Source organism: Microcystis sp. M_QC_C_20170808_M3Col (genome assembly GCF_007095505.1).
Taxonomy (GTDB): domain Bacteria; phylum Cyanobacteriota; class Cyanobacteriia; order Cyanobacteriales; family Microcystaceae; genus Microcystis.
The window spans coordinates 1-7,661 of sequence record NZ_SFBY01000058.1; the positions used below are offsets into that span (position 1 = coordinate 1).

Annotated in this window: 10 protein-coding genes and 2 pseudogenes; 5 read left to right on the forward strand and 7 right to left on the reverse strand. The window is 43.9% G+C overall.

Features of this window, described 5'->3' with window-relative positions:
* On the reverse strand, nt 1–263 hold a 263-nt coding region (locus tag EWV84_RS03075; RefSeq protein WP_287076386.1), incomplete at its 3' end, for a DNA cytosine methyltransferase.
* Between the two features lie 113 nt (nt 264–376).
* Between EWV84_RS03075 and EWV84_RS03080 the strand changes: the two are divergent.
* The 5 genes and pseudogenes from EWV84_RS03080 to EWV84_RS03100 all read left to right on the forward strand — a co-directional run.
* Nucleotides 377–487, forward strand: a pseudogene (locus tag EWV84_RS03080) (IS30 family transposase); the annotation flags it as partial.
* Nucleotides 488–912: 425 nt separating this feature from the next.
* On the forward strand, nt 913–1,407 hold the full coding sequence (locus EWV84_RS03085; RefSeq protein WP_287076388.1) for a response regulator transcription factor: 495 nt from the start codon (nt 913–915) through the stop codon (nt 1,405–1,407).
* A 138-nt stretch (nt 1,408–1,545) separates the two neighbouring features.
* Nucleotides 1,546–3,273, forward strand: a complete 1,728-nt coding sequence (locus EWV84_RS03090) for a M6 family metalloprotease domain-containing protein (RefSeq protein ID WP_287076390.1) — start codon at nt 1,546–1,548, stop codon at nt 3,271–3,273.
* A gap of 31 nt (nt 3,274–3,304) precedes the next feature.
* The gene (locus EWV84_RS03095; protein WP_286825121.1) at nt 3,305–4,990 is read left to right on the forward strand and encodes a DUF6345 domain-containing protein; all 1,686 of its coding nucleotides are present in this window, start codon (nt 3,305–3,307) and stop codon (nt 4,988–4,990) included.
* Between the two features lie 86 nt (nt 4,991–5,076).
* The gene (locus EWV84_RS03100; protein ID WP_286825122.1) at nt 5,077–5,514 is read left to right on the forward strand and encodes a pentapeptide repeat-containing protein; all 438 of its coding nucleotides are present in this window, start codon (nt 5,077–5,079) and stop codon (nt 5,512–5,514) included.
* Here the strand turns inward: EWV84_RS03100 and dcm are convergent.
* From dcm to EWV84_RS03130, 6 genes and pseudogenes are all read right to left on the reverse strand, one after another.
* Nucleotides 5,479–6,001, reverse strand: a pseudogene (gene dcm, locus EWV84_RS03105) (DNA (cytosine-5-)-methyltransferase); the annotation flags it as partial. The gene EWV84_RS03100 and the pseudogene dcm sit on opposite strands and share 36 nt — an antisense overlap.
* A 46-nt stretch (nt 6,002–6,047) precedes the next feature.
* Complete coding sequence (locus tag EWV84_RS03110) at nt 6,048–6,296, reverse strand: DUF4926 domain-containing protein (protein WP_002789664.1); 249 nt, start codon at nt 6,294–6,296, stop codon at nt 6,048–6,050.
* A 2-nt stretch (nt 6,297–6,298) separates the two neighbouring features.
* On the reverse strand, nt 6,299–6,628 hold the full coding sequence (locus tag EWV84_RS03115; protein ID WP_149976032.1) for a DUF6883 domain-containing protein: 330 nt from the start codon (nt 6,626–6,628) through the stop codon (nt 6,299–6,301).
* Nucleotides 6,629–6,660: 32 nt separating this feature from the next.
* Nucleotides 6,661–6,885, reverse strand: coding sequence for a hypothetical protein (locus EWV84_RS03120; protein WP_287076395.1), 225 nt, complete (start codon nt 6,883–6,885; stop codon nt 6,661–6,663).
* A gap of 36 nt (nt 6,886–6,921) precedes the next feature.
* The gene (locus EWV84_RS03125) at nt 6,922–7,143 is read right to left on the reverse strand and encodes a DUF2283 domain-containing protein (RefSeq protein ID WP_287076397.1); all 222 of its coding nucleotides are present in this window, start codon (nt 7,141–7,143) and stop codon (nt 6,922–6,924) included.
* A 334-nt stretch (nt 7,144–7,477) separates the two neighbouring features.
* A partial coding sequence (locus EWV84_RS03130) for a DUF6887 family protein (protein ID WP_287076399.1) occupies nt 7,478–7,661 on the reverse strand: 184 nt, incomplete at its 5' end.

Here is a 7,661-nt window from a genome sequence, read left to right on the forward strand (position 1 = left end):
AAGGGTTGACAGGGAAATCCTGCCATTAAAATATCATGATTGGGAATGTCTAGGGCAGCGATTTCGGTAATATCTCCCTGGGGTTTGTCGCCAAAATTAGCGTGATAAATTGCCTGAGCGTCTTTATCTATATCACAGGAAAAAACACAATCAGATTCTAAGTGTTGTTGGCGACAAACTTGTGCAATTGCGACTCGAAACCCTCCCAAACCACAAAAGAGGTCAATAAAACGAATTTTCTGCTTATCTTTAAGTAAATTCATCGATCATATCCCTAGCAAGAGCTCGATAATATCCTAAATTAATGGGGATAATTTATCGCCTTATAGCACAGCTACGTCAAAGAATAAATCGAACTTTAGAGGTATTTTTAGCCAAGTTTGCCGTAAACTTGATTAACAATCGTCCTCGAAAATGTCTTGACTATCGTAACCCGAATGAGGTATTCTATGAAGATAGATTAGACAGTGATGTAATTCAGACTTGAATTGGCGTTTTATTAAAGGAAATTATCGTTAACAGGGGGCTGTTTTAAGGAATTATGTCACTGCGATCAATGTTGATGACATAGATATTTTCTTGTTTGTTTCCTAATTTTCTGTTGCCTATTTGCTGCTTTCTAAAAGTACAGATATTCTGAGCAAGCACTAGGCCTTGAGATAAGAGCGTCACCACCAGGGCAGAAAGACGGATTTTGTGATAATTATTTGAATAGTGGAGAAATTTATGGGATTGATGCCAAAGCTCTCGGTAAGTTGCGATCGTTGTGTCGCAGCTTTGCTATCTAGCCCACAGAGAGAGCCAGAAAACAATAAAGACAAATATAATCAAATAAAATCAATAAAGCCACGATTACCCCAATTTTGCCAGCAGATAGGTTTAATAGTCATGGATATAGCTGGAAGCGTGCAAATGCTTACAGAAAGATCTGAACAATTGCTGTACCAGTATTCCCTCTCTCATACCCCGAACACCTTACCAGAACCCTTGCAAAAGTGGTTTAAACATCGGATTGCCCGACTCCTAGCCAAGGATGACCAAGCCTTTTCCTGTTCACCCTTACGCCTAGAACAAGAGGGACGACAGTTAATCATTTTTCTGATTCCCACTCTGATCGGGGAACAGTTTCTCCTACTCTTAGAAGAACAAGAACTGCCCTCTTTTTCGATTGCGGCCTTAGAATTGTTGGGACTGACTAAAAGGGAAGCAGAAGTGCTATTTTGGATTGCCCAAGATAAAAGTAATGCCGCCATAGCAAAAGTGATCGGATGTAGCGAAGGAACCGTGCGAAAACATCTAGAACATATTCACGAGAAACTAGGGGTACAAACTCGGACGGCAGCGGTTATAGTTGCCCTCGAAAAGTTGGGGCTACTGAAAGGGCAGATTGCTGCGATATCTTCATAATTCCCTACGCGGATCATCGTATTGTCACCGCAGAAAAATTTGATGATTATTGAAATTGTGCATTGTCCTGTACTGAGTTCTTGAACAGAGCTTCTTATCGAGAAAGCCAAAATTTCTTTGGCAAGGAGAATCAAATCTATGCCTACACCCTTTGTGAATGAGGAATTTACCTTCACCAATCCCGACGGCAGCACTATCAGGGTCAGGGGATCGGGAAACCAGTATTATGCTGTTTTTGAAACCCTAGATGGCTATACCGTGGTCAAAAACCCCGACAATGGTTTTTACACCTACGCCCAGCTTTCCGAAGACAACAGCCAGCTGATAGCGACCGATGGGATAGTCGGCCAAATAGCACCCCAAAGCCTCGGCATCCAGCCCCATCTACGCATCCAGACCGAGAGTGCCAAACAACAAGCTCAGAGCGCACCGATGCTACAGGACGGGTTCAGTCAATGGCAAGTCCGTCGTCAGCAAAAAAAAACTCAGCTGCAGGGAATCAGTGCGACGACCAGTGCTGATGCCAGACCAACTTCAACAGTAACTGTGGGCAACTATGTGGGATTATGTATCTTGATTAAGTTTCCCGACGTTGCCGCCAGCATTTCCCAACAGGAAGTCAGCAACTTCTGTAACCTACCTGGTTACGCCGGATTTGGCAATAAAGGGTCAGTACGGGATTATTTCTACGATAACTCCCAGGGAAAATTAACCTATACCAATGTTGTCACCCAATATTACACCGCCGCCCATAATCGCTCCTATTATACCGATCCAGCGATCGCCTATGGTACTCGCACCCGAGAACTGATTCTAGAAGCCCTCAATTATTTGAAATCCCAAGGCTTTAACTTTAGTCAGCTGAGTAGTGATAGTAACGGTTTAATTTATGCCTTAAATGTCTTCTATGTCGGACCGCGGGTCAACAATTGGGCCGAAGGACTATGGCCTCATTCCTGGAGTTTAGCTTCACCCTACGATGTCGGGGGGGGCAAGAAGTTATACGACTACCAAATCACCAATATGGGTAGTGAACTGACCTTGCGTACCTTCTGTCATGAAAATGGTCACATGATCTGCGATTTTCCCGATCTCTACGATTATGGCGGTCAATCGGCAGGAGTGGGTAATTATTGTCTGATGTGTTACGGAGGCAATGATAAAAATCCCGTGCAAGTCTCTGCCTACCTCAAAAATGAAGCCGGTTGGGCCAGCAAAGTGACAGCGATAACTCCAGGTCTTACCGCCAGTCTTCCTGCGGCCAAGAATGAGTTTTACCTCTACAGTAAGAACGCTAACGAGTATTTCCTCATCGAAAACCGGCAGAAAACTGGCCGGGATACATTCCTCCCTGATGCGGGCCTAGCCATCTGGCACGTGGACGAACAGAAGAATGGTAACGAGGAGGAACAGATGACTCTTAGCCAACACTACGAATGTTCCTTAGAACAGGCCGATAATCGCTTCGATTTGGAGAAAGATGCCAATGGCGGTGATAACGCCGACCTATTTCGATCCCCCTATAAAACCGAGTTTTCCGATAGCACCAGTCCGAGCAGTAAATGGTGGGATGGTAGCAACTCTGGCTTAAAAATCGCCCAGATTTCTGCGGTTGGTGCCACGATGACCTTCACTGTCCCCGGCAGTGCTTGGCTAGAGAAAAAGCAGATTACCGGTTTGTGGATGATTAACCAAGAACGCAATGCGGCCGCCTATGTGGAAGGCCTCGGCTGGCGCAAGATTGCCGCCGAGAGTGACAGTGTTTTCTTGGGGATGCTTGCCCTGCTGTCCGCCGCTAAGGAAAGAAAATTTCCCGTCAATCTGCGTCTGGAAAACGACGTGATTCAGGAAATTTACGTTTTTTAAAACTTTTTCAAGATTTAACGAGGAAAATACCATGACATTAACACAACCGACTCAAATTCCCCCCGCAGCTAACCTTCCTGAGTCCGAAACACCAGAAATTCCCTCCGTTCCTCTCTTTGCCGAAAACCCCCTCGGTCAGGATAGCAAAGATGGCCTGCGTGGCGGAGCGAATCTCTATGGCGGCTGTAGTATTGAAGTGGGCTGTGGTTGCTCCTTTGGCACCCTGCGCTATACCCATGAAGATGCCCAAGGCTGGTTAGACTATGTGAAAAAGTTTACCCCCTTAAACTTTTGGTATCAGGATTGTGGCGTACAACCCTGGCTTTACTACGAACCCTACGATGATTGGCAAGATACCTACGGGGTAGATGCGGTCATGGCCTTCTATCACTCTGGTCATGGCGGGATGGATGCCAATGGCGTGTTTTATCTACCGATGAGCAAACCGTGGGGTAACGAAGGTTGTACGATCGTCTCTAGCAGTGATAAGTTAGTTTGGGCTAACGAGCGGGTCAGATACATTTTTCTGTCTACCTGTCTTTCCCTGCGGGTTCTGGGTGGTCACAACCCGATTCGGACTTGGAATCCTAGTAATCGCGGTTGGCGAATGCTCTTCGGCTATGAAACTGTTAGTTGGGATAATCCCAATTACGGCAAATTTTTCTGGGAAGAATGGAACAAGAATAAGTCTTTAAGTACCGCTTGGTTAGATGCTAGTTGGCGCATTGCCCACGACCAGGCCCCCTCGGTGGTGGCCTGTGGTGCCAGTGCCGATGAGGCGAAAAATCGTCTCTTTAATGAACGCTATTTTTCTCGCGAACGGGTCAGTAATGCTTGGTATTGGTGGCGATGGTACAATGTGGCTCGCAGTAGCCAACCACAACTGGTCTTACCCCAGCATCTCCTCGTCGGTCGTTTGCAACCCCTAGACGCTACTCGACCGGCTGCCCGCAGCCTAGCGGCACGATTTGGTCTTGACCTGGAAATCCCCTCAGAAGTTGCTAGTACCAGAAATGGCTCCTATCGCCTGGTGACGGGGGAACAAAGCATCGCCTACGGTAGTGATGGGTCAATTGATGTTCGTTTGGCAACTCCTAACCGTTATAATTACAACCCCTTGGCTATGGACAGCGCCCAAACCTTAGCCCAGGAGGCCGTCTGGCGTTACGGTCTTGACCAAGAAGTCCCAGTGGTGTTCGATCGAATTATCTTATCTTCCGAAGCCGGCGGTACGGCTAACGGTTCGGGACAATTGGACGGACCGTTTACTACTGGTGTGATTGTCCAATTCCGACAGTTGATTAATGGTGTCCCGGTGATTACCCCGGGGGCGGGTACGGTGCGAATTGCCCTGGATAACGATGGTACTGTCACCGATGTGCATTCATCAGTCCGCTCGCTCGAACAGTTAAGTAGTCGTCCTGTACGCTCTGCCAGTGCGCCACCTCCCCGGGGTGATATCGCTCCTGTCTTAGCACCCGAACCTAGCAACTATGAGCAGTTACTAGCGGCAGAGTTTAGCCGACAATTGGCTTCCCTGTCTGCTCGCGGTGGCGGTGGAATGCCTCTAGAATTCACCACTGTACCCAATTCCACCGAGATTGGCTACGATATTGACGGCGATGAGGCGATTTTGATCGCCCGCAAAGCGATCGAAGTTAACTTTGGCAATGGTTATCGTAAACGTTATTGGGTTACTGTACCCTTGTTTGGTTAACTGCGATCTAATCCAGTTTTAACTTAGTGTCAAGACGGGCATCTTGCTCGTCTTGACAGGCTTTTTTACTTTTTCCTTGCTACACAATGTCTAGCGTCACCCGTCAACAACTGGAGAGCGCGATCAATGCTGGCTTAAAGATCGGCTTAAACGGTGAAAATTTACAAGGTTTGGATTTATCTGGTCTGAATCTCAGTCAATTTGACTTTAGCTATGCCAATCTAGAATCAGTTAACTTCCGGGGTGCCAATTTAAGCAAGGCGATTTTGTGGTCTGTGCAAGCGGCAAAAGCGAACTTTAGTCAAGCTAACCTTAGTGTGGCCAACCTCGGCACTGCCAATCTTAGCCAATGCAATCTTAGCGGTGCAATTCTCCGTCAAGCTAGTTTGTTAGGAACCAATTTGCAACAAGCGGATTTAAGCAGCGCCGATTTGCGTCTGGCTAATCTCCAAAATACCATCCTCACGGATATTATTTATAATGCTCAAACCCAATGGCCTGATGGATTCCGTTTTTTGCGGTAGGCCAAAATTAAGCGCATTCAAAACCCGATAATCGGTATAGTAATACTAAATCTTGCAAAGTATCGAGAATAACTTCTAAGGTTTTTCCCTGTTGATGTCCTTGTAATTGCTTGACATTTTCCAGAATAAATGCTGCCGGTTGTTTGGCTTTTAAAATGCGGGCAATCTCAAAAAATAGCGTGCCTCTGGTATCTTCAAATCCCTTTAAATTGCCACAAATACTAAAAGGTTGACAGGGAAATCCTGCCATTACAATATCGTGATTTGGAATGTCTAGGGCAGCGATTTCGGTAATATCTCCCTGGGGTTGGTCGCCAAAATTAGCGTGATAAATTGCCTGAGCATCTTTATCTATATCACAGGAAAAAACACAATCAGATGCTAAGTTTTGTTGGCGACAAACTTGTGCAATCGCGACTCGAAACCCTCCTAAACCACAAAAAAGGTCAATAAAACGAATTTTTTTGCTATCTTTCAGGAGATTCATCGGTGATTAAAATTGCAGCGATAGGGACATTCTCTTTGATTTTAAATTACTCAACTTTCACTAAAGAGCGGACGGTAAATATTTCATTTGCTTGTAGGGGTTTAATCGCCGAAATTGGCACAGTAACTACTGAAATTGACTCACCGAGAGCGTTAAAAACTTCTAAAATTGCTCCCATTTCGCCATTGCTAGGATGGGGGATTAAATCCACTAATACTGCCACATCTCCCGATTTTAGATTGTCTTCGGGAACATCAAGACAAAGAACCACATGATCGTATAATCTAACATCCATAATTATCTATCCTTTCGGGGCTTGAGAGTAACAAACTGAAAACAGTCGTCAATGTATCGCAGTATCCATATTGTAACCACTGCTAAATTGATTCCGTTAACTCCTTCTAGCATTCCTTCAACTCGATAAAAGATACCGTATTCATTTTTACCATCTTTGATCGCATCTTCTACGGTAATTAGCTGAATAATCGCTTTTTGCAAACTGGCCGCATTATCGAGAGTAAATCCTGCTTGTGCTAAAAATTTTGATTTGTCATCTTTGTCTCTGAATACGAGAAGATAACGAGTAAGTTTATCCTCTGGAATAATTGCTTTAGATGGAATTTGCATCGCTCAATCTACTTAGTTTTCTAGCCTTTTCTTCAGCACTCATTATTTTCGAGTTTGCTCTCTAGGGATTCTATATCTGATAACTGCGGTGGATGATTAGCATTCCATGCCAGAGCTTGATCTAATTTTTCTCGAAAAGGCGATCGATTTAACCAGTCTTCGTTTGCGGGAGAGCGATCGAGTAAATTTTGATAAAACTCATTAACAACTGCTGTTTTTTCTCCTGTTTCATCGACAATATACTGAATACCTTTCATAATTGAAATTGTTGTGAGATGGATATTAATCGATAACTATATTTGAATCGATGCACGAGAAGATATGGATTTTGCAAGTTCTTGTCTAGCATCTTCCGATAGAGAACAACCAAAATCTAGAATCTCGATTAAAACTAACTGATCGTCCTTGGAATAATGTAATATTGTTTTCCCTTCCTCCTCTGCGTAAGCAATTGGATTATTGTTTAACTCAATTAATAAAGCATCCACATCTGGGCTATAGTGTATCTTTTTCATATCGGGATATCCTACCGGGGTAAAGGGTGATGATTAAGAAAAAAGCACTGAATTCTCGATAAACTACTCGAATCACTAAATTATCATTGAACTTTTTTTGTGCGATTCGCTTGTTGTCTTCAGAGATTTCTATTTTGTCAGGAAATTGTACGGTTTCGAGGATAAATTCAGGAGTGATAAAAATTCCACGAGCGGATAGCAAATTCAATTTGATTCTAGAATGCTCACTAAATCGAACTTCTTTCATTTATCCAACCAATATTATATCGCCAACCTGTAACAGGAATCGAAACCCTATCAATTTTTTCGATAATAATCGCATAACGCACGATTTCTATTCCTCAATTATTTGATTTAATTTTTCCTTGAAAATCGTTTCTATTTCTTTATAGGACATCGTTTGAGGTGCGGGATATTTAAAACTGTCTTTTTTTCGGCTTAATAATACTTCTAGTGCTTCACTAAAAATAGCTTCTTCATTTCGATGTTCCGAAAGATACTGACGGAGTTCTGCGTTA

Coding starts and splice junctions, on each gene's coding strand:
- EWV84_RS03085 (WP_287076388.1), top strand. CDS start 913: ATGCTTACAGAAAGATCTGAACAATTGCTGTACCAGTATTCCCTCTCT.
- EWV84_RS03090 (WP_287076390.1), top strand. CDS start 1,546: ATGCCTACACCCTTTGTGAATGAGGAATTTACCTTCACCAATCCCGAC.
- EWV84_RS03095 (WP_286825121.1), top strand. CDS start 3,305: ATGACATTAACACAACCGACTCAAATTCCCCCCGCAGCTAACCTTCCT.
- EWV84_RS03100 (WP_286825122.1), top strand. CDS start 5,077: ATGTCTAGCGTCACCCGTCAACAACTGGAGAGCGCGATCAATGCTGGC.
- EWV84_RS03110 (WP_002789664.1), bottom strand. CDS start 6,296: ATGGATGTTAGATTATACGATCATGTGGTTCTTTGTCTTGATGTTCCC.
- EWV84_RS03115 (WP_149976032.1), bottom strand. CDS start 6,628: ATGCAAATTCCATCTAAAGCAATTATTCCAGAGGATAAACTTACTCGT.
- EWV84_RS03120 (WP_287076395.1), bottom strand. CDS start 6,885: ATGAAAGGTATTCAGTATATTGTCGATGAAACAGGAGAAAAAACAGCA.
- EWV84_RS03125 (WP_287076397.1), bottom strand. CDS start 7,143: ATGAAAAAGATACACTATAGCCCAGATGTGGATGCTTTATTAATTGAG.